This window comes from Colwellia sp. 12G3 (genome assembly GCF_002836775.1).
Taxonomy (GTDB): domain Bacteria; phylum Pseudomonadota; class Gammaproteobacteria; order Enterobacterales; family Alteromonadaceae; genus Colwellia.
Genome location: NZ_PJAQ01000068.1, coordinates 41970 through 66601, shown reverse-complemented (window position 1 = coordinate 66601; position 24632 = coordinate 41970). Strand labels below are relative to the sequence as shown.

Below are 24632 nucleotides of genomic sequence, written 5' to 3'. Positions count from 1 at the left end.
AAAACCTTGTAAATATAAGAAATTGATCTTTCAATATAATACCAATTACACGCATTAATTGTCCGTCTTCAAATAGTTACTATCAGTTGTTAGTTCTAACTGAATGTTACTAATATCTTTAGTATCGATTACCGCAATACTACCACTGTCAAAGTTATGTGAAATCTTCATTATTTAGTTCCTTATGCTTTAATTATTAAATCAGCTCAATAGCAAAGCCAGTGATACATGCTGTGGCAAACACTACAAAGATAAAAGCAAACATTAATGGCCAGTGGAACATGCGTTTCATCATAATCATTTCAGGTAAACTTGCTCCAGCGCCTGCTATAGTGAGTGAAATGACCGATCCCATGCTCATGCCTTTAGCAATTAAAGCTGTAGCAATCGGTACCATGGTTGATGCACGAACATAGAGAAATACGCCAACGATTGCCGCGAGTGGAATTATTATTATCACGCTATAACCCTGTAAGTTTTCAAAAGCATCTTGTGGTACGTAACCGTGTAATAAGGCACCAACACCAACGCCGATCATCATATAAGGGGCGAAGGATATAAACTGTTTAGTCGTATCTACGAGTAATTTATTCCAATGTTGTGAAGACTGTTGCACAGTACTTGGACTCTGATTTTTTGAACTATTACATTCCACACTGTCTTGTTTGTCATTATTCGACTTTTCACCACAACTGGATGTGAATAAGTCAGCTTTAATAAAACGTTCGAAATGAAATTTCTCTAAGAAATAACCGCTGACAATGGCTAACACAATAACGAAAACACTATAAATCAAGGTAACTTTAACCCCAAATGTTAGCCAAAAAAGGCCGACAATAAATGGGTTCAATAAAGGTGATGTGAATAAAAAAGCCATTATTGGGCCAAATGCAGCTCTAGCTTTTATTAATCCGATTGTCATTGGTAATGTAGAACAACTACAAAATGGCGTTAACGCACCAAGGCTAACTGCCACACCGTACCCTCGGTTACCGCTGAGTAATTGCTTGATTTTTTCAGGTGGTAGTTTGTCGTTTATGACGCTGACAACAAAGCTAATGATAATAAATAAAATGGCTAATTCTGCGAAGGTTGTAATAAAAAACTCAAGTGCACTTTTCATTTCTGTAGACATAATCTTAATCTCTATATTTCCGGAATAATCGAAATATAGAGATTTAAATTATCCTTGTCAATATATTTCTGGTAATATCGAAATATAAAAAACGAGAGAAATTAACTATGACCATTGAAGTAATAGCTAAAGCATTGAAAGAATTAGGACATCCAACCAGATTAACTATTTTTAAAAGATTAGTTCTGTCAGGGCAGCAAGGCATTGCGGTTGGCAGCCTACAGCAAGAGCTTGATGTTCCTGGTTCTACGTTGTCGCATCATATATCGAGCTTAGTATCAGCTGATCTCATTATACAAAGACGTGAAGGTCGCACTTTGTTTTGCGTTGTTAACTATGAAAAGCTGCAAGCCGTTATTGCTTTTTTTCAAGATGATTGCTGTATTGATGAAACATAAGGGGTGTTTGAAAGCTAAAAGCAGAACTCAGTTTCTCGTTTTTAGATATGACTAATGGCTGCTTTGGTCTATATTGGTGACTTTTAGCCTTGAAGCCTGTAACGTCAGCTTAACTATATCAGTGATCATTAGATTAGATGAGTTATCGATGAATAAGGTCGGATTTCGCTAGTTAGTTGAGCTAATAAGGTCGACAGGTAATTGGTCATTATCTACGTCCGTTCAACGCTCATTGCTGTTCAGATAATTGCAATGGGATGTCTTTTGGGAGCCAGTAAACAGTACTATTTTAATCAAAACTATTGAATAGACCATTACCTATTACAGATGTGAGTCAATCTGTGAGGGCTATAACTAGTAGGCAAACATGGGCTTTAGCTCAATCACGATAAGTGCGCAGCAAACTACCTTAGCAATACAAATAATATAGGAATGACTGATGGAATACTTTACACCTATAGATAATTTATTAAGGCATACAAAATCTCATCCTGATGAGGTGCTAATGAACCAGCCGGTAAATCGCGAATGGCATCAGTTTACATGGCGTAATGTAGAGCATCAGGCGCGTTGCATAGCGTCAGGATTGAAAGCTCAACATTATGAAAAAGGTAGTAAAATAGGCATTTTATCTAAGAACTGCGCTGAATGGATTATCGCAGATTTAGCTATTATGATGGCTGGTATGGTAAGTGTACCCATTTATGCAACAGCCAATACACGCACCATCAGTTACGTTATTGAACATAGCGATATAAAAGCGGTATTTATTGGTAAACTTGATGATACTAATCCTGCCGAAGAAGCTATTCCAAAAAATGTACTGCGTATAGCCTTTCCTTATCCTACAGTGAATGCTCGGGTAAATTTCAGTGACTGGTTAATTGATTTCAAACCGTTGTCAGTTATCAACATGCCCTTGATTAATGATATGGCTACAATCGTTTATACTTCGGGTTCAACCGGCGATCCAAAAGGCGTTGTTTTAACTTATAAAAACTTAGCGTCAGCAGCGCAACATTCATCCATCGCAATCAAGTTTAAAGATAGTGATAGAGTGCTCTCTTATTTACCGTTAGCGCATGTTACAGAGCGAAGCTTTGAGTTTGTTAGTTTATATGTTGGCTTCGAACTGTTTTTTTCCGAATCATTCGATACTTTTATTGACGATCTAAAATATGCTAAACCCACTGCCTTTTATTCTGTGCCTCGATTATGGTCAATATTTCAATCACGTGTTTTGACAAAAATACCACAAAATAAACTTAATATATTATTAGCGATACCTGTAGTCGGTCGGTTCGTTGCGTATAAAATTCGCAGTGAATTAGGCTTGCAGCATGTCACTATTTTTGGCTCAGGCTCTGCACCTATTGCCAAGTCTTTGCTGAAGTGGTATCAAAAATTACGCATGCCGATTTGCGAAGGTTGGGGGATGACTGAGACATCAGGTATGTCATGCGGAAATTTTCCTTGGTCTGAGAAAAATATCGGTACTATTGGAGTGCCTATTGATTGTGTTGAGATGAAACTGTCAGCCGAAAAAGAAATTCTTATTCGTGGTGATGCGGTATTTAGTGATTATTATTTAAATCCCGAGGCTACAGCAGCATCTTTTACTCATGGATGGTTTCATACAGGAGATATAGGCGAAATTAATGATGAGGGTGTATACAACATTATTGGCCGTATCAAAGAGCAGTTCAAAACAGGGAAAGGTAAATATGTAGCCCCCGTGCCTATTGAAAGTGCATTAAGTGCCAGCCTTGATATTGAACAAGTGTGCGTTATAGGCATAGGACTAAAGCAACCCATCGCTTTAGTCGTCTTGGCAGGGTTATTAAATAGAAAGGATGTAGCGGTAGAAAATAGGCTTAAATGTTTTTTAAAAACAGTCAATGATGAGTTAGAGGTACATCAAAAGGTCGATTATCTCTTCCTGTGCAAAAGTGAATGGACTATAGAAAACAATTGTCTAACGCCAACAATGAAAATTAAACGCAATGTATTAGAACAAAAGTACGGCAATTTAATTCCTAATTCGCCTGATGCTAAGGTGGTCTGGGAAGAAGAATAAGTGGATAGTTGAATGAAAAAGCCTAATCTCACCCCTTATTTCTTGCTCAAATCTAAGGTGTCGTATTCTAGGTCAAATCATCGCTTTTCAAATAAAAAATCACATGGAAAACGCCAGTATGAAATTTATAAAGTTACTCGGTTCATTATTTGTTGTGCTTATTGTTATTATCACTGTTAACACGGCAAATTTTACCTCGTCAAAAACAGTGTTAAAACCGCTGTTAGACAACTCCACTTTAAATAAAGAAGCTTTAGCATTAAGACTATCTGAGGCTATTCAATTTAAAACGATCTCTAGTAATAATGACAATAAAGTTAACGAACAGGCGTTTGTCGATTTTCATCAGTTTTTAGCGGAAGAATTTCCAAAACTTCATCAAACTCTTGAGCTAGAAAAAGTAAATAATTATAGCTTGCTGTATCACTGGAAGGGTACAAATCCATCGTTAAAACCAACTTTATTAATAAGCCATTTAGATGTTGTGCCAGCAGACGGACAAACCTTAGATAGATGGAGCCATGCACCGTTCTCAGGTGATATTGAAAATGGCATTATTTGGGGGCGCGGCGCTATCGACATAAAATCTGGTGTAGTAGGCATGATGGAAGCCGTTGAAAACCTAATTGGTAAAGGTTTTGCACCTAAAAGAAGTATTTATTTAGCCTTTGGTCATGATGAAGAGATTGGTGGTCTAAATGGGGCCCTACAAATAGCTGATCGGTTAAGAAATAGAAATATTGAATTTGAATATATTTTAGATGAAGGAGGGAGCATTGTTAGTGACGGTGTTATCCCTGGGATTAACAGCCCTGTTGCTTTAATTGGTATCGCTGAAAAAGGCTATCTCAGTTTAAAGTTAACAAAAATTGCAATCGGTGGACATTCTTCAATGCCACCTAAACACTCTGCGTTGGGTGAAGTTGCTCTGGCAATAGTTGCCCTTGAAAACACGCCTTTCCCGGTAAAATTTCAATACTCTCAGCAAACTTTTGAAAATATTCTTCCTGCGATGGCGGGAATTCAAAAAGCGATCTTTGCCAATATGTGGCTAAGCCAACCCTTAGTCGAAAATATATTGAGCCAAAGTAAAACTGCCAATGCGGCGATAAGAACAACAACTGCTGTCACTATGGCAAAAGGCTCAGACAAAGATAATGTTTTACCAACGGAAGCAAGTGCTGTTGTCAACTTTAGACTAATGCCGGGTGACACTGTTGAACAAGTGATTGCTTATGTCACACAGGCAATTAATAACGACAGTATTAAAGTGAGTCAGTTTGGAAGTTTTGGACGAGAAGCTTCGACAGTCTCTAAAAGTGATAATCAAAATTTCCTATTAATTAAAGAAAGTATTTACCGAGTAACTCAAGATTCAGCAATGATTATTACGCCTTATTTAGTGGTGGGAGGCACAGATTCTAAACATTACGCAGGATTAAGTGACAGCATTTATCGTTTCACCTTTAATCGCTTAACACCATCAACACTTGATCGAATGCATGGTATTGATGAACAGATTAAAGTTGATGATTACATCGACATGGTGAAGTTCTATAGAGAGTTAATACTGGGTACAGAAGCGTTAATTTAATAGGTTTAATAAGAGTGGCTGTATTTTAGTAAGTATACGGCACTATCAGCTTAAGATAATGTTACCTCTTGGCATAATATAGCTTTAAATATAAAGCTATATTATGCATGCTTCTAAAATTATCTTTGGTCAAAACTTATTTGTTAGGTAATTACCTTAAATTACTTCCAGATGTTTTTGGTTACATAGCCCTGAACGTTATGACTTTTAGTTAAGTTAAATCGAGGTTGCTTGTTACCTTGTAACTGTTGGTTATAGTCTTTTGTTACGGCGACAATGGTTGGTGTTAGCACTAAAATAACAGCGACATTGATAACCGTTAGTATGCCTAAAGATAAATCGGCTAATGCCCATACGTCAGGTAAAGCGGCAATAGATCCCCAAAATGTCATCGATAAAAAGACTAAAATAAAACCCCAACGACCGTAGGCGTTATCAAGCTTGAATAAATGTAAGTTACTCTCAGCGTAAACATAGTTAGCAATAATTGAAGTGAAACAGAACAAGCAAATGGCTAGCGAAACAAAATGATTGCCCCAAAGCCCCACATGCTCAGTCATCGCAAACTGGGTTAATCTTATACCAGTTAAGTCAGATGTGTCTGAGCCTAATGCCAGTAAAATAATTAACGCGGTTGCAGTACACACTACAATGGTATCAATAAATACGCCGAGCATTTGCACGTAACCCTGCGCAGCTGGGTGATGAGGATTAGGCGTTGCACACGCTGCAGCATGTGGAACTGTGCCTGAGCCAGCTTCATTTGAATACAATCCGCGCTTAACACCATTAATAATGGCGGCACCTAAGGCGCCACTGCCTGCTTCTTGTAAACCAAAAGCGGAGCTGAAAATAGTCATAAATACTGCCGGTATTTGCTGAAAATTAATGAGGCAAATATAGAGTGCTAACAGTAAATACGCTAAGCCCATTACCGGTACTATAACGCTAGCAGTGCGCGCTACCGCCCTTACGCCGCCAATAAAAATGAAGGCAGCGAGAACAACAATAACCATACCAGAATAGGTAGCATCTACTTGGTAAGCATTTTGTAAGGCATCGGCTATGGTGTTGGCTTGCACAGAGCTAAAGACTAAGCCGTAGCCAATAAAAATACACAGAGAAAAACCAAAGGCTAACCACGGTTTGTTTAAGCCCATGGTTATGTAATAAGCGGGGCCGCCACGAAACTCGCCATCACTATTACGTACTTTGTAGAGTTGTCCCAGAAGACTTTCAGCAAACCCCGTTGCCATGCCAATGAAAGCGATTACCCACATCCAAAAAATAGCGCCAGGACCACCCAGTGTGATTGCAATAGCAACACCGGCTAAGTTTCCTGTACCAACACGTGCCGCAAGGCTAGTCATCAATGCTTGAAATGATGATATTGCTGTTTTATCACTTCCACTTTTGTTGAAAAGTATTTTAAACATGTGAGGAAAGTGACGCACTTGCAACAAGGCTAATTTATAACTAAACCAAATACCTGCGCCAACTAACAAGTAAATGAGTACGTTATTCCAGAGTAAGTTATTAGCAAAGCCGATAAAATCGCTCAAAGTATGTCCTTAATTTTAATAACTAGCATGCAACGGCATGTACTAGAATGGTTATTTTTAATCATTATGTCATCGACTGATATATAAGAATAAATATCAATATTTATGAGTCACAACTTTTTAATATATGAAATTAACCTTTAGCCGTAAAGACTGATATTCCGGCTTAATAAATAACCGGTATGACGACGTGGGGTACTGTCATTGCTGAGAAGGGGCAGCATTCATTTAAACCGCTATTCCCGCTGTCATTAAAAGCGTCATTCCCAAGTTGTGTAATTCGGGGGTCCATAGTTTCTCCATCACGGAACGAATAAACTGGATTCCTGCCTAAGGGATAACCGGAATGAAGGAGTGGGGGCATATCCAGAAACAGCACTTTCGACTGCCGCTTAAATGAAAACTAGCATAACAGTCGTCATGATTAGCCCAAAAAAACAGCTGTTTTTGTTACGTTACTTCATCAATAAAGTTTTTCCCTCGTTTTCTGTTAATTTTTCGAATAAACACTATACATACGTAAAAAAGAGTGTAAAAATAACAATACAAATCGCGTAATTAAATCTTTACGATTTACTGTTTTTGTTTTTGGTTGAGCTGTAGCCCTTATTAGTCGCTGTTTTCCTACCTTGAATTTCACATGTTTAATCTGTTTATTTAGCTAGCGTATACCCTCTTTAAAGAAATTTAGAGACATATTAAAGAACAATTTGAAGTTCCACTCAGTGGGCAATATGCAAATTAAGGAAAAACTATGACAACAGCCAACGAATTATCAATAGTGCCAACCAGCTCAAATAACATTCATGTTAATGCCGAGCATGTATTAATTACCCCAGAAGCGCTGCGTGCTGAATTACCTCTTTCAGAAAAAGGTCGTGAGTTTGTTCAGCAGTCGCGTAAAACGATTAGTGACATAATTCACAAACGTGACCCGCGTTTACTCGTTATTTCAGGTCCGTGTTCGGTACATGATGTTGAAGCGGCTAAAGACTATGCCCGTCAGTTAAAAGTCTTGCACAATAAATACCAAGGTTCGTTGTATGTGGTTATGCGTGTCTATTTTGAAAAACCCCGTACTACGGTTGGTTGGAAAGGTTTAATAAATGACCCGCATATGGATGGTACCTTCGATGTTGAAACCGGCCTTCGAAAAGCCCGTGAATTGATCCTTTACTTAACAGAGCTTGGTTTACCACTTGCAACCGAAGCGCTTGATCCTATCAGCCCGCAATATTTAGCTGAAGTATTTAGCTGGTCAGCCATTGGTGCGCGTACTACTGAGTCGCAAACTCATCGTGAGATGGCCAGTGGTTTATCCATGCCAATCGGTTTTAAAAATGGCACTAATGGTAGCTTAGGTGTGGCGGTTAATGCATTACAATCTGCCGAGTCGCCACACCATTTTATGGGTATAAATCGTCAAGGGCAGGTTGCTTTGATTCAAACCAGTGGTAACCCTGATGGCCATGTGATTTTACGTGGCGGCGCTGCGCCTAATTACGATGCAAAAAGTATTGCTGAGTGTGAGAAAGTTCTTGCTAAACAGGGTATTGATGCGGGTATTATAGTGGATTGTAGCCATGGTAACTCAAACAAGGATTACACCCGTCAGCCAATTGTGGCACAAGATGTAGTTGATCAAATTTGTACGGGTAATAAATCGATTATTGGTATAATGTTAGAAAGTAATATTAATGCGGGTAATCAAAGCAGCGACTTAGCGAAAGAAGACTTAGCTTACGGTGTATCGGTTACTGATGCATGTATCGATTTTGCTGCGACCGAACAATTATTGGCTGATGTGGACGCAAACCTATCGGGTTGTTTAACCGCACGTATTGCTTAACGTTTTCCCCTAAGGTACGTAGGTAAAATCTTTTAGTTAGACGCGACTCCTGTCGCGTTTTCTATTTTAAGTTTCTCAGCGAAAATATTGAAAAAAGATTTTAAGTTCTTTGTTTCAGAACGCTTTATTTTCAGCAATGTTCTTTAATTAAGATGTTTTATATAAGAGATAGTAATGACCAATTCAGATCCCGACTTTGATAAAAAGTTAGCCCATTTACGTGACGAAATTGATGAGATTGACAGTGACTTAGTCAAACTATTACAAAGACGTCTTAGCGTTACCAGTAAAGTGGGTCAATTGAAAAGTAATGTCGGCAAACCTATTTATGATCCCACACGTGAAGCGAGCTTATTTGCTAAACGTCGCCAACAAGCCAGTGATGCAGGTTTATCACCCGACTTAATTGAAGATGTGTTACGTCGTTTAATGCGTGACTCTTACGTCAGTCAAGATGCTAGTGGTTATCGCTGTGTTAATCCTGAATGTAAAAAAGTTGTGGTGGTGGGTGGTAAAGGCCAATTAGGTTCCGTTTTTGTTGATCTATTCCAGCGTTCAGACTATCAGGTTGGCATTATTGAGCAAGATGATTGGCCAAACAGTGAGGCTATTTTAGCTGATGCAGGTTTAGTTATTGTCGCTGTGCCTATCCGCTTAACCTCCATGGTTATTCATCATCTTAATAACTTACCTGAAGGCTGTATTCTTGCGGATTTAACCAGTATTAAAGAGTCGCCTTTATTTGAAATGAAAAAGGTACATGCAGGTCCGGTCGTTGGCTTACATCCAATGTTTGGCCCTGATGTTACTGGTTTGATTAAGCAAACTATTATTAGTTGTGAAGGGCGTTACCCTGAACAATATCAGTGGTTATTGCAGCAATTTGAAGTATGGGGCGCTAATATTTATCCCGTGCAAGCCCATGAGCATGATGAAGCGATGTCGATGGTGCAAGTTATGCGACATTTCTCTACCATAGCCTACGGTTATCACTTGATGAGTGAAGGCGCTGATATAGAAAAGTTAGTGGCGATGAGTTCTCCCATTTATCGCTTAGAGCTGATCATGGTTGGCCGATTATTTGCTCAAGATCCTACTCTTTATGCAGATATCATTTTTGCTAATAAAGAGAATGTTGGCATGATGAAACGTTTTGCTTACCGATTTTTAGAGCTGCTTGAAGATGTTAGCCTGGATGATAAAGATGCCTTTGTTGATATGTTTAATCATGTCTCCGATTGGTTTGGCGATTATGCGGGTGACTTTCTCGAAGAAAGTAAATCAATGCTACTTAAAGCGAATGAGTTAAAAAAACATTAGACACTAATATTGCTGATTATTAATGTAAAGGTAATCAGCAATACCCCCTCACTTCTTACTCTTCGTATATCCTTCTGGTCAACTAAGCTTGCTCAACACAAATTTCTGCCTCAATGATTACGAGTTAATGATCACTTTCAGGTACTAAAATCTGCATATTGAAGTGTGATGATATACAGTGTCGCGTCGGCTATAAAAATAGGGAAAACCATGAGCCAAGGTAAACTGATTGGAAGTATGTTAATTATAGCTGGAACGACTATTGGCGCTGGCATGTTAGCTTTGCCTATAGCATCTGCTGGCTTAGGTTTTTCAACAGCAATGTTGTTATTATTTATGGCGTGGTTATTGATGACTTATACCGCTTTATTAATGATAGAGCTACATCAATACGCACATGTCGAGGCTTTATTCAACTCGCTTGCTAAATCATTATTAGGGAAAAAAGGTCAGATCATTGCTAATAGTTCAATGATATTTTTATTTTATGCCTTATGCGCAGCCTATATTGCTGGAGGAGGCTCACAGCTTCAGTTAAAGCTGGTTCAGTGGACAAGTGTTGAATTGCCCCATCAAACAGGCTCTATCATGTTTGCTATTATTTTTGGCGCTATCATCACCTTAGGTACGGCAGCTGTAGATAAGGTCAATCGCATTTTATTTTTAATCAAAATTATAGCCTTAGCCAGTGTGTTTTATATGTTAACGCCTTATGTACAGGGAAAACACCTGCTTGAAATGCCAATAGAACAAGGACTTATTCTCTCTGCTATTCCGGTTATGTTTACGGCTTTCGGGTTTCATGGCTCTATTCCATCAATCGTGAAATATGTTGGTCTGGATATGAAGTCACTACGAAAAATAATGATCATTGGCTCAGCGCTCCCCCTAGGAATTTACTTGTTTTGGCAATTAGTTAGCCAAGGCGTAATGAGTCAGTCAAGTTTGATGAAAAATGAAGATTTCCCCAGTTTTGTTTCAGGTATTAGTACCATGTTACAAAGCCCAAATATTAGTAATGCTGTAACCATTTTTGCTGACTTAGCACTAGCTACCTCATTCTTAGGTGTTAGTTTAGGATTATTTGACTTTTTCAGTGATACTTTAAGCAAAGGTAATACTAAAAAAGATAGGTTGATTACCGGCTTAGTTACTTTTGTTCCACCTTTAGCTTTTGCACTTTTTTATCCAAAAGGTTTTATTATGGCACTTGGCTATGCAGCGATAGCGCTAGTTATTTTAGCCATTTTTTTACCTGTCGCTATGGTTTGGGTACAACGAAAGCAAAGTGAACAACATGATGATAATTATCGTGTTAAAGGTAGTAGTGTTGGTTTAGCCGTCGCTACTTTGTCTGGTGTGTTGATTATAAGCGCTCAGTGTTTACAAATGCTGGGTTTAATACCACCGCTTGGATAATAGCTACGCTTAAAAACTAACTGAAAATCGTTAGCTCCGCATTCAGTTTTAAACGTTTTATTACGCTAACATTCTCGTTGGCGTGATGCTCTAATTCATATCTTCATGATTTTATAACCTGAGACAGCAACTTGCTGTCTCTTGCGTGGTTATCCTCTATTTTTAAAAGGTTGCGGTAAAACTAGTTTTATGAAAAACAATTAATCACCATTGGACACATAACAGCTACTTACGTTATCATTCTGCCGAATTTTAAGTGTAATACTAAAAATATCAATGTTTTATAGTTTATTCGGGTTAATACAATTCGCTCAGTGATTTGTTTGTGAATCTTAAATTATATTGCAGACTCTATTAGAGAAACTGATTAAAGATAGTTATCTATAAAGATAATTTTAAAAATATTAAATAGGAAAAATAATGAAAAAAATATTCCAGGGAACTTTGTTTTTATCTACTTTGTTACTAGCGGCTCAAATCAATGCGAGTGAAGTAGAATCTGTTCCACAAACTCATTGGAGTGTAGGCGTCGGCTCTTACGCTTTCTCTGTAGCAAATGAGAGTAATTCTAGCGCTGATGTAGATTTTAGTGGCTTTAATTTAGCTGCGGGCTATGCCTTCAATAATCACTTTCAAGTAAGAGGTACGTATTTTTCACTAGAAAATGACGATTATAGTGCTTTAGAAAGTAAGGGATTCGATTTGATGGCCTACGGCGGTGTAGGTTTTTCTAAACGGGGATTTAGGGGATACGGTGGAGCAGGCTTCTTTTCAGATAAATGGACTGCTTTAAGTGATAGTGAGTCTTTTTCAGGTATTCAAGTTGGTGGCGGTTTGGGTTACAACTGGGGACCAGCAGCTTTAGATTTTGTTTTAACATTACGCCAAGCTGATAAGTATGAAGATTTCATGTATGAATCTGGAACTTATTTTGCAATGTCTGGAAATTTAACTATTTCGTATCTGTTTTAAGCAATAACTATTTATAACACTGTAGCATGCATGCTACTTTGTCATTGATAGTGAATATTTTTAGCACTAAGCCGTTTTTATGAGACGGCTTTTTAGTATCAAAAAAATGTTCTTAATGTGCATCATTTCTAATAATGAACAAGTAACTTTAATCACAGGTTACTCATTTCAAACACTATCGGCGTCACCGTCGAGTAAAACTTAATTCAATGCAGGGTTAGCTTGCAGCTGTTTAGCTAGTAGGTCGATAAAACTCCTCACTTTAGCGGAAGAAAACTTGTCTTCTCTATGTACTATATTAATTGGCTTCGCTGGATGTTCAAAATCTTCCAAGACAATTTTAAGTTTGTTATCCCTTAGTTCATCAGCCACTTGATATGAAATAATCCGTGTTATACCTAAGCTATTTTTGGCTGCATTAATGGCAGCCTGATTGGTGGTAACCGTTAATCGTGGTTTGATCTTTATTGTTTGGTTTTGCTTATTGACCAAAAACTGCCAATCAGGATTAAGGCTACCGGTATTGGCAGCAATAAGGGTATGTTGTGTGAGTTGCTGGCAGCTTTGTGGAATACCATTTTTTGCTAAGTATTCAGGGGAGGCAACGAGTATTAGCCTAACGTGACCTACCTTTTTCGCACGCATACTTGAGTCAAGTAATTCACCAATGCGAATACCTACGTCGTGACCTTCTTCAAGTAAATTTACCACTCTATCTAAAAAAACTGCATTAACTTGTGTTTGCGGAAAACGCAGTAAATAGTCGGTGATAGTTGGCAGCACGAACTGTTGGCCAAACAAAACAGGCGCCGTGACGCTAATGTTGCCTTGTGGCGTTGAATTTATACCCAACGCAGCTTCATTGGCAATATTCACATCTTGTAAAATTCTTTTGGCGTCTTCTAAATAACGAGCGCCAGCCTCAGTCATTCGCACGTAGCGTGTGGTTCTATTGAGCAGTTTTACTGCTAACTTATCCTCTAAATGCGCAACAGCTCTGGTGACGGTAGGAGCCGACATATTTAGCCGTCTACTGGCAGCAGAGAAACCTTGCTCTTCAGCGACAGCAATATAAACCTTCATTAAATGAAATAGATCCATTGGGTGTTTACCTGTCCATTGTTTCACTAATTGGAATAATCAATTGTAAATCATGCCTATTCTTAATTAAACCGTTTTGTTTCACAATAGCTTCATCGCTTGGTTAGCCGCTTTAATCGTTAGGTGAGGTGAAAATTAACTAAGCGATACAGATCAGTTAAAGACAATTTAACGTTGCTAAAAATATCCTAGCAGCATGAACATAAAACTTTCACTTTAAAAAACTAAGGAATAAACATGAGCCGTATCAATTTAGTAACACCAGAGCAAGCAAACCCAGAACAAGCAGAGCTTTATGCCGCTATCACCAGTCAACTTGGTATGGTGCCAAACTTCTTAAAAGTATTGGCTAATTCACCCGCGGCCTTAAAAGCCTTTTTAGGTCTACACACTATTGCAAGCGAAGGAGACTTAACGGCTAAAACTAAAGAACGTATTGCTCTAGGTTTAGCTGAGCAAAATGCTTGTGAATATTGTGTTTCGGCACATACTGCTATAGGTAAAGGTGTTGGTTTAACGACAGATGAAATGGCAGCAAACAGAGCCGGTGGTAGTCAAGATGCACAAGCAGCTATTGCAGTTAAATTTGCTCGCTCTTTAGCTGAACATAACGGTGAAGTAACCACTGCTGAGTTACTAGAAATCCGTAATGCAGGTTATTCGGATGCAGAAGTTGTTGAAATAATTACCCATGTCGGCATGAATATCATGACAAACATTTTGGGTAAGGCAAGTCGTGTTGCTATCGATTTCCCTAAAATTTCCTTGCAAAAAGCATCTTAGTATCATTATTAGCGTTAGTAGCTCAGACAATCAAGGGATTCGTTTGGGCTAGTTTTACTAAAAATATTTAGTTATAGAGAAAGTCCCGTTATTGCTTAGTGTAGTTATCACCTAGTCTAGCTATCAATGAAAAGTAGTGACCTCGTAGGAGTAGACCCATGGCACATAAATATGCACAACTGGCATTTACTGATTCAGTCAGGGCCATGCAACAAGAGCAAAATAGTCGAGCAGGCTATGCCAGTATGGACCAAGGAGAAGATTACAACTTTCTCTTATCAAGGGTTGAAGCAGACTTTATTGGTCAGCGTGATAGCTTTTATATGGCAAGTGTTAGTGAAACCGATTGGCCCTATGTTCAACACCGTGGCGGGCCGAAGGGGTTTCTTAAAGTGCTTGATGCATCAACATTAGGCTTTGCTGACTATAAAGGTAATCGCCAATACGTGAGTGCCGGGAACTTTCGAAATAATGATCGTGTGTCTATTATATTTGTCGATTATCCAAATAAACGCCGTTTAAAATTAATGGGACGAATGAGTCAAGTGCCAGAAAATGATTGGCAAACACTGGCTAGTCTTGAAGATGATGATTATCGCGCCAAAGTAGAGCGTGGTTTTATCATTAAAGTTGAAGCATTTGATTGGAATTGCCCACAACATATTACCCCTCGGTACACTGAAAGTGAACTTGAGTCATTAATTACCCCGATAACTAATGAGTTAGCAGACGTAAAAGCTCAGTTGGCAGTACAGTTGAAAGCTTCGTTAAAATTACAGCAGCAAGCGGCTTCATCAAATGAAGCTTCGTTACCTGCACCACTACTAGCAAGTTATCCGCAAAGATCAGGTGAGGGTGAATTACCGTTAGTCATTAGTGGTATTAGACAATTGACGCCTCGTATTAGAGCGATTGAACTCAAACATGCCAAAGATGAGCCATTACCTGACTTTGAAGCAGGAGCACATTTGGTCATACCCGTCATATTAAATAACGGAAAGTTAACGCACAGACATTATTCAATTTCTTCAAATCCCAGTAGAACGGATTGTTATGAAATTGCCGTACTCAATGATCAAAGTGATTTAAATGAGCAGAGTGAATCACTTAATTTAAAAGAGCAAAATGAATTAAATAATAGCGAGCTTGCAGAAAGTGGCTCTGCAATTATCCATCAACACTTCACCCTTGGGCTTAGGATAGATTGTGCACAGCCACAAAATTACTTTCCACTTGAGCAATCAACCGCTCCTGTTGTTTTGATTGCCGGTGGTATTGGCATCACGCCAATTAAAGCGATGGCTTTAACGTTAACAAGCCAGCAGCGTGATTTTTCTTTACATTACTGCGGTCGTTCAATTGATGAAATGGCCTTTAGCGATCGGTTATCAAGACAGATCGGCAATAAATTACATTTATACGCAGCCGCTGAAGGTAACAAACTCAATGTAGAGAAACTATTAACTAGGTCACCCTCGGATGCTCATTTTTATTTTTGTGGCCCGAAAAAGATGATAGATCAGTTGCTAAGTATTGCTCAACAGCTTGGGATTTCGACCAACCGACTTCATTTTGAGCGTTTTATTACTACCTTAGATAATACGGTAGATAGCACTGCAAAAGCCTTTACGGTGAAGCTTAAACGCTCGCAAAAGCTAATCACAGTCTCAGCCCAAGAATCACTTTTAGATGCGGTGTTAGCACAGGGTATTAATGTGCCTTACAGCTGTAAAACAGGCGCCTGTAAAACTTGCGTAGTATCAGTAACTAAAGGCAATGTCATTCATAAAGATGAATGCCTAACCAACACTGAAAAATCAAATAAACTGATGTGTCTGTGCGTATCAAGAGCTGCCCAAGACACGTTAGAGCTAGATATTTAAAATAAGGAATAATTATGAACACGAATATGAAACCGAATATGAAACAGAGCCCTAACTTGAACTTTGATATAGAGCATGAAGAAATCCGCCAACCTGTACCAGCATTTACCTTGGCGACGGCAAAAGAGAAAGTACGAAAAGCGGAAGATGGTTGGAATAGCCAAGATCCCGTTAAAGTCGCAACCGCCTATAGCTTAACAAGCGTTTGGCGCAATAGAGAGTCGTTTTTACAAGGCAGACCCGCTATTGTTAAATTTTTAGCAGAAAAATGGCAACGAGAGCAAGAGTATCGTTTGATAAAAGAGTTGTGGGCTTTTGATGGCGAGCGCATAGCGGTACGTTTTGCTTATGAATGGTTAGATGCGCAAGGGCAATGGTATCGTTCGTATGGTAATGAAAATTGGCAATTTAATGACAAAGGACTGATGGTTGAGCGTCATGCAAGCATCAATGATGTTAAAATTACTGACAAAGAGCGTAAGTTCCATTGGCCTAAAGGCAGCAGACCCGCCGACCATCCTAGCCTAACAGCGTTAGGGTTATAACGAGACGTCATCAAGTATTGATCAAATGAACGAAGTTAAAAAGCCCTGAGTTGCTAACAACTCAGGGCTTTTTTAATAGTAAAAATACTTAGATTAAAAATATAATTACCAAATTTTAACGCGTTCACTCGGTGCTAAGTAAAGATTATCACCTTCTTTTACACCAAATAATTCATAAAATTCAGGAACATTACGAACAACGCCATTCACTCGATACATAGAAGGTGAATGTGGGTCAGTACTTATTTGATGCTTTAATGCTTTTTCACGGTATTTCTTACTCCAGCTTTGCGCATAGCCTAGAAACACACGCTGTTCACCAGTAAAGTCATCAATAACTGGGGCTGTTTTATCACCTAATGACATTTTATAGGCCATCAATGAAATGCTTAATCCGCCTAAGTCACCGATGTTTTCACCTAAGGTAAAAGAGCCATTAACATTAACGCCATCAAGGGGTTCAAACTCGTCGTATTGTGCTACTAGCTTGGCGGTTCTATTTTTAAACTCAGCTTTATCAGCCTCTGTCCACCAGTTACGTAATACACCGTCACCGTCAAATGTACTACCCGCATCATCAAAACCATGGCCAATTTCATGACCAATAACAGCACCAATAGCACCATAGTTAACAGCATCTTCGGCACTTAAATTAAAAAATGGTGGCTGTAGTATTGCTGCAGGAAATACGATTTCGTTGAGTGGTGGGTTGTAATAAGCATTAACGGTTTGAGGCGTCATTGCCCACTCATGTTTTTGTACAGGACCATTCTGTTTAGCTAAGTTTTGCTGGTAAACTACTAAAGCCGAACGTTTTAAGTTACCAAATAAGTCATCTTTTTTGATGGTTAATGCTGAGTAATCTTTCCATATATCAGGGTAACCAATTTTAGGGGTAAACTTAGAGAGTTTATCAAGTGCTTGTTTTTTGGTTTCAGGTGTCATCCAATCTATGTTTTTAATACTCACTTCATAGGCTTTAATGAGGTTATTCACCAATTCTTCCATACGTACTTTTGCTTGTGGTGGAAAATGCTTTTTCACATAAACCTTGCCAACAACTTCACCAATATTTTGATTCACTATACTAACGCCACGACGCCACATTGGTAACTGAGTTTCTACACCGCGTAATTCTTTGCCATAAAATTCAAAGTGCTGCTGATCTAACTGCTGAGTCAATCTCGTTGCTGAGCTATTAATCACTCCCCACTTTAAATAAACATGCCAAGTATATATTGGCGTATCTTTTATGATGTTATTCAGTGCTTTCATATAATCTATTTGCGTGACTACTACGCCATCGATATCACTAATGCCAGACTCCGCTAAGAAACCGTCCCAATTAAAATCAGGCATGAGTTTTGTTAATTCAGGCGTAGGTATTTTATTATAAAGCGCAACCATATCGCGGGTTTGCTCTTTTTTCATGTGAACATTAGCCAGCTTAGTTTCTAAGGCAAAGATATCTTTAGCGGCTGCTTGAGGATTAGTTAAGCCAGCAAGGGTTAGCATTTTTTCGATATGGGTAAGATAACTTGCTCTGATCTCTTTTGAAGCATCGTCATCTAAGAAGTAATACTCTCTGTCAGGTAAGCCTAAACCAGCTTGCCAAGTATATTGCATATAAGAATTTGGATTTTTAAAATCGACATATTGACCTAGATTAAAGGGAATGGCATAACCTAGTTTATTCGCCATAGCAAAATGCACAGCTAATTCGTTATGATTTGCAATAGTATCTATTTGGCTAAACTCATTGTGAAGAGGAGTTAAACCAATTTTATTACGGGTATCCCAATCAATATAAGATTGGTATAAATCACCGACTTTTTGCTCATTAGAGCCTTGAGCAAAATCTCCTGCAGAAGCGGCTTCTATAATCGCTTTAACATCACTTTGAGATTGCTCATGAACGACAGTGCCGACGCCATAAGATGATTTGTCAGCGGGGATTTCGGTTTGCTTTATCCAATTACCATTCGCATAAAGGTTAAAGTCATCGCCAGGTTTTACCGTACTATCCATCGAGGTAACATTTAGACCAGAGATGAGCACAGGGCCGCTGTTATCGCCATTTGATGCATTTAAGTTATTACTATTATTACACCCCATTAATCCTATGAGTACAGTTAAAGATACTAATGTCTTTTTCATCGTAACGTCCTTTTTGTTTTATTATTTTTGGATAAACGAAGATTAACATTGTTACAGCGGTGTTAACCTTGAATAGGTAAGATATCAGTAAAAGTAATTGGTCGCAATTTCAACAGTAGGGATAAGGGAAATCAGTGATCTGTTAAAGATCACGTATTTGTTGTGCTAAAAGAGGCTTGTTGCGCCTCGCGACTTGTTCAGCTATTTGTGCTCTTACCGCGGTTGGTTTATTTTGACTGAATTTAAAACGCCCCTCAAACGTATCAATATAGACTTTAAAAAAAGTAATAGCGGTTAGCATTTGTCGTATCTTTTTATCGCTAACCTCTGTTAATTCCCAAGGTCTTTGCTGCTCTCGTTCGAAATGTTGGCTGCTTATTTTCATTTGTTGGTATTTAAGCTCTGGATCTATAATTGCTGTGGCGATGCCTGTGACATGAACTTTGGCATAATTCCATGTTGGCACAACTTGGCCATTGGTATTGTCATTAGCATTATTAGTATTAACATTGGTGCCACAGTGAGGTGAAATATAACACTGCTCCCCATGAAACACTATGCTCAGTGGTACATCTCCTTGCGTTAATAATCTTGCTGCTAACGGGTGTTGATTACTGACATGAGCAATCAACACTTTGCTTTTTACCTCAGTAGTCGCATCATCTTCTGCAAAGTGAAAAGGGATATGACTAATGTGCGGTAAGGGTTCATCAATATTTACTAACAATGTTGCCAGTGGATTGTCATTAATTAGTGCACTTAACTTATGGTTTTCTTCATCACTTGTTTGAAAGTATTTAGGTGGATACATGCTCAAACTCCTCTTGGTTTGTTCCACTAGCTAATAGCTGTTGTTTTACTTGAGGCCATTCTTCATCAAGGATGCTAAACATGGCAGTATTTCGGTAGTCTCCGTTAGGTGCACGTCTGTTTTTTCTTAAAATACCTTCAAAGTGACCACCAATACGGGCAATAGCATTACGCGATTGCTGATTATTCTCATGCGTGCAAATTTCGACACGAACCATCTTTAAGTGTTCAAAGGCGTGCTTTAACATTAAGTACTTTGCATGTGAATTAACATAGCTTCGTTGAAATTCAGGGGTGATAAAGGTGTGGCCAAGTTCAATGCTTTTATCTTTTTCGTTGCAGCGAAATAAGCGTGTCGAGCCAATCACTTTATTGGTTTTTTTATCAAGGGTAATAAAGGCTAGTTGCAGTCCTTGCGCCATTTCATCAACCGCTTCTTGCATCCATGGTCTGGCAATATCGTGACTAGCACTTCGATTGAGAGGCATATGTTGCCATACTTGAGGGTAGTTTCCTGCCAAGCAATAATCATTAAGATGTTGCATAGTCATAGGGACTAATTTGAGTAAACTTGTTTCTAGGGTAATAGGTTTTAGTCTTGGTTGTAACATTGGTTGTTCCATTGATTATTCCATGAAAAGGGCTCGTTGATGGTTGTTATTATGAATATCTTTGGTATAACTACTACAACCAGATTTATATAAGTTGATAGACCAGATTGAAAGCGCTAAACCTAAATTTAGAATTCAGCCCAGATCCGAACTTAGCTGCAAATAATAGGTCAGCTAAACAAGCAAAATACTTAGCTATTGCCAATGCCTTACGACAAGCCATTAAAGAAGGGCAGGTTGCACCGACTGAAGCATTGCCTTCTGCGAGAAAGCTGGCTCAGCAGTTAGCGGTAAATCGTCATACTATTATGGCGGCACTGGCTGAATTAGTGGCACAAGGTTGGGTTGAAGCGAAAGAGCGTTCTGGTTATCGTGTGGTAGAAAACCTACCTATTCAAAGTAGCTTTACCGCCAGTAAAGTGAAACAAGCGAAGCAAGATTTTGACTGGCAATTTCGGCTAAAACAAAACGTGCCTGTTACACCAAAAGTTAAAGCGAGCCAGTATCCTTATAATTTCTCCGGTGGTCAGCCAGATATCAGAAAATTCCCTTTTGATGAATTTAAAAGTCATTTTTCCCAAACGTGTCAGCGACCTAAAATTGATGATTTAAGTTACGGCGATAGTCGTGGAGAAGTCGAGCTTATTAAAGAAATTTCGACTTACTTACGACGTGTTCGCTCAATAACAGACAAAGAGTTAATGATTTGCAATGGCTCACAAGAAGCCTTGTATATGATTTCACAATTACTGTTACAACCCGGTGATAAGGTCGCGGTTGAACAGCTTGGCTATCCACCCGCTTGGGCTGCTTTTGAGCGAACTGGCGCTGAGTTAATCTCTATCAACCAAGATGAACGCGGCATAGTGCCAGAGCATTTGGCGCAGGTACTTGCCCTGGGTAAGGTAAAGCTGCTTTATCTCACGCCGTTACATCAATACCCAACGACAGTATCTTTAGATATCACCAGACGTATGCAAATTTATCAATTAGCGGTGCAATATGGGGTCGCCATAGTAGAAGATGATTATGATCATGAGTTTCATTATGACAGCCAACCCATTGCGCCAATGGCTGCTGATGATCCTGCCGGTTTAGTTATTTATATTTCTACCTTTTCAAAATTGATGTTTGGTAGCGCACGTATTGGTTATGTGGTGGCCAATAATGTCTTAATTGAACAATTGGCGGCTTATAAAATGCTGATGAACCACAAGAGCAATGTGCTAGTGCAACAAACGGTGGCTAAATGGATGCAACAAGGTGGCTTTGAAGGACACTTACGACGAATGACCCGCTTGTACCAAAAGCGTCGTGATTTCATGGTTCAGCAATTAAAATCCTATCAAGAAAAAGGTCTGCCAATACATTTTGAAGTGCCCGCTGGCGGTATGGCAATATGGCTTGATACCGGAAAATCTATTGTTAATTTGAAAGAAAAGCTATTGTCAAAAGGAGTCTACTTACAAACTGAATTAGAATTTAATATACGTAAAGAACTACCTAGAGAAGAGTATCGTTTTATCCGTTTAGGATTTGCCGCCATGAATGAAACAGAAGTTGCACAAGGGTTGAACATTGTAATGAATTTATTATACAGCGGCAGTAGCGAGCCTACTGGTTGATGTTCATTACATAAGGTAACAACTTCGTCTTGCTATTAAGGGAATTTTACGAGATAAACACTTTTTGTTTTCTCATTTTAGCCATTATTTTTAACGATTACTTTTCACATACAATAAATAGTAGAGATTTAGGTGCTAGCAGATATTTTAGTAGGGCCAATATTACGACGCTTAACATCACAACAATTAGTGCTGTGGTGGCTTAGTCCGTTTGAGTGTAGTGGTGAATTTCACTGTTACTTAAGTGATGTAAGCTCAGGTGATGCTAGTTTAAACGATGTCGGCTCACTTAAAGAGCAGCCAGTTTTTATAGCTTTGCTTGATGAGAATAATTTAACGACATTTCGTGTCGGTAAAAAGGCAGTTGTTCATTTGTTGGATGTAAGCATTAATTTACCTGTTGAGACCTATATTGAATATGACTTACTATTAACAGACCCACTAGACGGTCAAAGTAATAGTCATTGTCTAGCGGATATCATCCCAAATTTGACCTTTGCTGGTAAAAGTAGACCTTCCTTTATTATCCAAGAAAATATTAATAACTTACTGCATGGCTCATGTCGAAACCCACATCATGCGAGTCAAGATAGTTTAATCGCAGGTGATCATTTAGTGGGAGAAACCTTAACGAATGTTGAGAAAAGGCCAGCGTTATTGATGATGTCTGGCGATCAAGTTTATGCGGATCATGTTGCCGGCGTTACACTTTATGCTATTCATCAAGTTATCGCTTTATTGGGCTTAAATGATGAAACTTTTACCGATAGCAACTTAGCTGAGCTGGGCATTAGCTGTGGTAGTGAACTTTATCAGTTTGGTGATCAGTATTTTCAGCGTGAGTTACTGTTACCTACAAGTACTTCAGCTGCGTCTTGTTTTAGAGCCTATTTTTTCACATCCAAAAAGCAACATCCTATTTTTACCTCCACTTATGCGAATAATCACCTGATTACATTTGCTGAAAATATGGCGATGTATTGTTTAGTGTGGTCACCTACCTTATGGCAACAGGTTGAATTGGAAGGTTTTAATGTTCCTACTAAATACCAAGCGATCCATCAGCAAGAATTAGCCTCAATTAAAAGTTTTGTTAGTGGTTTAGATAAAGTCCAACGTTTGTTAGCACACACACCAAGCTATATGATTTTTGACGATCACGATGTTACGGATGATTGGAATTTAACTGCCAGCTGGGAACAAGCTGCTTATCAAGACCCGTTGGCAAAACGCATGATTGGTAATAGCTTATTCGCTTACTGGTTATGTCAAGGTTGGGGTAATGATCCCAAGCAATTTAAAGGCGACTTTTATCACGTTGCCAATGCTTACCAAAGTGCTAATGCTAAGCAAAAAGAAACCGCTCCCGTGCAACAAGGATCAGATTTACAAGACTCTGACCTAAAAGCTACGGACTCACACGACTTATGTTCGCAAGATCGGTTTATTGATTATTTATTAAAGTTTTCCCATTGGCAGTACACCCTTGATAGTCACCCTAAGTTAGTGGTGCTTGATAGTAGAACACGTCGCTGGCGTTCAGAGCATGCCTTAGACGATCCTTCAGGGTTAATGGACTGGGAAGCCTTATGTGAATTACAGCAAGAATTGATAGGGCATGACTCGATATTATTGGTCTCACCGGCACCTATTTTTGGCGTTAAGGTTATTGAAACGATACAGCGAATTGTTACCTTAGCAGGTTACCCATTAGCAGTAGATGCTGAAAACTGGATGGCACATCCGGGCGCGGCGAGTACTTTGTTGAATATTTTCAAGCATCCGAAAACACCGCAGCACTTTGTTATTCTTTCAGGCGATGTGCATTATTCTTTTGTTTATGATGTTGAGCTCAGGTTTCGTGACCATTCACCACATATTTGGCAAATTACCTCCAGTGGCATTAAAAACCAGTTTCCTCAGCCACTGATTGGTTTTTTTGATCGGATGAATCGTTGGTTCTATGGTCCTTACTCACCGCTTAATTTGTTTACTAAACGCCGCTCTATGCGTATTAAAGGACGTAAATTAATGGTTGAGCATGAGCATGACCAAGTACAAGATAAAAATTTGAACATAGGCCACCAAAGGCTGCAACCTAAAAGTGGCTTGGGTTATTTAGAACTCAATAATGATGGCTCACCACATTTAATTGCTGACTTACATTGTGATGGCAGCAAAACTGTTTTTATTGAGAGTAACGAAGAGCTAGTTCCTTAGCGCTTTTTCTTTATTGGCAACATACGTATTAGCGTGTCATCTTTTTGAATGTAGTGATGTACTAATCCAGCCACAGCATGAAAAGCAATAAGATAGTACCCCCATGAGCCAACCTCTTTGTGCCAACCCTCTAATATTTTACCGAAAGGTTTGTCATAAGGGATAAGTGCCGGGAGCTCTAGTCCGAAAAAGGGAATGACTTTACCTTTGGCGCTGAGCACAAACCAGCCAAATATTGGCATAGCAATCATGAAAACATACAGCGTTAAGTGAGCAGTTTTGGCTGCCCAAGTTTGCATGGTCGAAAGTGGCGGCGTTATTTGTGGCGTAATTTGCTGACTACGTAGATAGATACGGGCACAGACTAAGATAAAAACCAATAAACCTAGCATAAAGTGCCACATCTTGAATAGATCTCGCAATTCAGTGCCTTTTTCAAAAAACACTCTGCTTTCAATACTGGCAAAAACACAAATCATTAAAAGCACCATTAACCAGTGCATCTTCATTGAAAGTGAACCATAGTGATTTGCAGTGTTTTTCCATGACATGAGCAGTCCTTATTTATTTT

The 24632-nt window shown here is 38.8% G+C and carries 20 protein-coding genes; 12 read left to right on the top strand and 8 right to left on the bottom strand.

Going from position 1 to position 24632, the window contains the following annotated elements; all coding sequences use genetic code 11:
- Nucleotides 1–54: 54 nt before the first annotated feature.
- Nucleotides 55–171 carry a M14-type cytosolic carboxypeptidase gene (locus CXF71_RS21895; RefSeq protein WP_332871784.1) on the bottom strand — a complete coding sequence of 39 codons (117 nt, stop codon included), beginning with the start codon at nucleotides 169–171 and terminating at the stop codon, nucleotides 55–57.
- Between the two features lie 25 nt (nucleotides 172–196).
- On the bottom strand, nucleotides 197–1135 hold the full coding sequence (locus CXF71_RS17935) for a permease (protein ID WP_198559908.1): 939 nt from the start codon (nucleotides 1133–1135) through the stop codon (nucleotides 197–199).
- Nucleotides 1136–1242: 107 nt separating this feature from the next.
- Between CXF71_RS17935 and CXF71_RS17930 the strand changes: the two genes are divergently transcribed.
- The 3 genes from CXF71_RS17930 to CXF71_RS17920 all read left to right on the top strand — a co-directional run bounded on the left by CXF71_RS17930 (nucleotide 1243) and on the right by CXF71_RS17920 (nucleotide 5204).
- Nucleotides 1243–1533, top strand: coding sequence for an ArsR/SmtB family transcription factor (locus tag CXF71_RS17930; protein ID WP_101234313.1), 291 nt, complete (start codon nucleotides 1243–1245; stop codon nucleotides 1531–1533).
- A 439-nt stretch (nucleotides 1534–1972) separates the two neighbouring features.
- Nucleotides 1973–3610 carry an AMP-binding protein gene (locus CXF71_RS17925; RefSeq protein ID WP_101234312.1) on the top strand — a complete coding sequence of 546 codons (1638 nt, stop codon included), beginning with the start codon at nucleotides 1973–1975 and terminating at the stop codon, nucleotides 3608–3610.
- 118 nt (nucleotides 3611–3728) lie between these two features.
- Nucleotides 3729–5204, top strand: coding sequence for a M20 family peptidase (locus CXF71_RS17920; protein WP_157826788.1), 1476 nt, complete (start codon nucleotides 3729–3731; stop codon nucleotides 5202–5204).
- A gap of 161 nt (nucleotides 5205–5365) precedes the next feature.
- On the opposite strand, the gene CXF71_RS17915 is transcribed toward CXF71_RS17920, so the two are convergent.
- The gene (locus CXF71_RS17915; RefSeq protein ID WP_101234310.1) at nucleotides 5366–6766 is read right to left on the bottom strand and encodes an alanine/glycine:cation symporter family protein; all 1401 of its coding nucleotides are present in this window, start codon (nucleotides 6764–6766) and stop codon (nucleotides 5366–5368) included.
- A 754-nt stretch (nucleotides 6767–7520) separates the two neighbouring features.
- Here CXF71_RS17915 and CXF71_RS17910 point away from each other — a divergent pair.
- The 4 genes from CXF71_RS17910 (at nucleotide 7521) to CXF71_RS17895 (ending at nucleotide 12326) form a co-directional block, all read left to right on the top strand.
- Nucleotides 7521–8615: a 3-deoxy-7-phosphoheptulonate synthase gene (locus tag CXF71_RS17910; protein ID WP_101234309.1), complete on the top strand. Its 1095-nt coding sequence runs from the start codon at nucleotides 7521–7523 to the stop codon at nucleotides 8613–8615.
- A gap of 174 nt (nucleotides 8616–8789) precedes the next feature.
- Nucleotides 8790–9935, top strand: a complete 1146-nt coding sequence (gene tyrA, locus CXF71_RS17905; protein WP_101234308.1) for a bifunctional chorismate mutase/prephenate dehydrogenase — start codon at nucleotides 8790–8792, stop codon at nucleotides 9933–9935.
- Between the two features lie 210 nt (nucleotides 9936–10145).
- Nucleotides 10146–11354 carry an aromatic amino acid transport family protein gene (locus CXF71_RS17900; protein ID WP_101234307.1) on the top strand — a complete coding sequence of 403 codons (1209 nt, stop codon included), beginning with the start codon at nucleotides 10146–10148 and terminating at the stop codon, nucleotides 11352–11354.
- 420 nt (nucleotides 11355–11774) lie between these two features.
- Nucleotides 11775–12326: an outer membrane beta-barrel protein gene (locus CXF71_RS17895; protein WP_101234306.1), complete on the top strand. Its 552-nt coding sequence runs from the start codon at nucleotides 11775–11777 to the stop codon at nucleotides 12324–12326.
- 201 nt (nucleotides 12327–12527) lie between these two features.
- On the opposite strand, the gene CXF71_RS17890 is transcribed toward CXF71_RS17895, so the two are convergent.
- Entirely contained in the window at nucleotides 12528–13427 is a 900-nt protein-coding gene (locus tag CXF71_RS17890; protein WP_198559907.1) for a LysR family transcriptional regulator, read from the bottom strand.
- Nucleotides 13428–13664: 237 nt separating this feature from the next.
- On the opposite strand from CXF71_RS17890, the gene CXF71_RS17885 reads away from it, so the two are divergent.
- The 3 genes from CXF71_RS17885 to CXF71_RS17875 all read left to right on the top strand — a co-directional run bounded on the left by CXF71_RS17885 (nucleotide 13665) and on the right by CXF71_RS17875 (nucleotide 16638).
- Nucleotides 13665–14210 (top strand): carboxymuconolactone decarboxylase family protein, encoded by a 546-nt coding sequence (locus tag CXF71_RS17885; protein WP_101234305.1) that lies wholly within the window; start codon nucleotides 13665–13667, stop codon nucleotides 14208–14210.
- A 158-nt stretch (nucleotides 14211–14368) separates the two neighbouring features.
- Nucleotides 14369–16093, top strand: coding sequence for a 2Fe-2S iron-sulfur cluster-binding protein (locus tag CXF71_RS17880; protein WP_101234304.1), 1725 nt, complete (start codon nucleotides 14369–14371; stop codon nucleotides 16091–16093).
- Nucleotides 16094–16131: 38 nt separating this feature from the next.
- A complete protein-coding gene (locus CXF71_RS17875) occupies nucleotides 16132–16638 on the top strand; it encodes a nuclear transport factor 2 family protein (protein WP_101234924.1) in 507 nt (168 codons plus the stop codon).
- 105 nt (nucleotides 16639–16743) lie between these two features.
- Here CXF71_RS17875 and CXF71_RS17870 read toward each other — a convergent pair whose 3' ends face one another.
- The 3 genes from CXF71_RS17870 to CXF71_RS17860 all read right to left on the bottom strand — a co-directional run bounded on the left by CXF71_RS17870 (nucleotide 16744) and on the right by CXF71_RS17860 (nucleotide 20228).
- A complete protein-coding gene (locus CXF71_RS17870) occupies nucleotides 16744–18795 on the bottom strand; it encodes a M13 family metallopeptidase (RefSeq protein WP_101234303.1) in 2052 nt (683 codons plus the stop codon).
- 142 nt (nucleotides 18796–18937) lie between these two features.
- Nucleotides 18938–19606: an FMN-binding negative transcriptional regulator gene (locus tag CXF71_RS17865; protein ID WP_101234302.1), complete on the bottom strand. Its 669-nt coding sequence runs from the start codon at nucleotides 19604–19606 to the stop codon at nucleotides 18938–18940.
- The gene (locus tag CXF71_RS17860) at nucleotides 19593–20228 is read right to left on the bottom strand and encodes a GNAT family N-acetyltransferase (RefSeq protein ID WP_232771541.1); all 636 of its coding nucleotides are present in this window, start codon (nucleotides 20226–20228) and stop codon (nucleotides 19593–19595) included. The genes CXF71_RS17865 and CXF71_RS17860 overlap by 14 nt, the downstream gene beginning before the upstream one ends.
- Nucleotides 20229–20323: 95 nt before the next feature.
- Between CXF71_RS17860 and pdxR the strand changes: the two genes are divergently transcribed.
- Complete coding sequence (gene pdxR, locus CXF71_RS17855) at nucleotides 20324–21841, top strand: MocR-like pyridoxine biosynthesis transcription factor PdxR (RefSeq protein ID WP_101234301.1); 1518 nt, start codon at nucleotides 20324–20326, stop codon at nucleotides 21839–21841.
- A 132-nt stretch (nucleotides 21842–21973) separates the two neighbouring features.
- Nucleotides 21974–24061 (top strand): hypothetical protein, encoded by a 2088-nt coding sequence (locus tag CXF71_RS17850; protein WP_101234300.1) that lies wholly within the window; start codon nucleotides 21974–21976, stop codon nucleotides 24059–24061.
- Here the strand turns inward: CXF71_RS17850 and CXF71_RS17845 are convergent.
- The gene (locus tag CXF71_RS17845; protein WP_101234299.1) at nucleotides 24058–24612 is read right to left on the bottom strand and encodes a cytochrome b; all 555 of its coding nucleotides are present in this window, start codon (nucleotides 24610–24612) and stop codon (nucleotides 24058–24060) included. The genes CXF71_RS17850 and CXF71_RS17845 overlap by 4 nt on opposite strands.
- Nucleotides 24613–24632: the final 20 nt, after the last annotated feature.